Raw genomic sequence first — 282 nt, 5'->3', positions numbered from 1 at the left:
CGACACCGTGATCGAGCAGGCTGGTGAAGGTCATGACGTGATCCGTTCTAACGTCAGCTACACCCTCTCGGCCAACGTCGAAGACGGCGTGCTGCTGGGCACTGCCAACCTCAACTTCGGCGGCAACGCCTTGAGCAACACCCTGACCGGCAACGCCGGCAACAACGTCCTCGACGGTCTGGGTGGCACCGACACCCTGATCGGCGGGGCCGGCGACGACATTTACTACATCAATGGCCAGAACGACATCGTCATCGAAGCAGCCGGTGAAGGCCGCGACGT

Annotated in this window: 1 pseudogene; it reads left to right on the top strand. The window is 62.1% G+C overall.

The features are described from left to right. Window positions 1–37: 37 nt before the first annotated feature. A pseudogene (locus HU727_RS25990) lies at window positions 38–282 on the top strand (putative Ig domain-containing protein); the annotation flags it as partial.

The sequence above is a fragment of the Pseudomonas khorasanensis genome (assembly GCF_014268505.2).
Lineage (GTDB): Bacteria > Pseudomonadota > Gammaproteobacteria > Pseudomonadales > Pseudomonadaceae > Aquipseudomonas > Aquipseudomonas khorasanensis.
The sequence above is the reverse complement of the archived record's forward strand: the minus strand, read 5'-3'. Positions and strand labels throughout refer to the sequence as shown.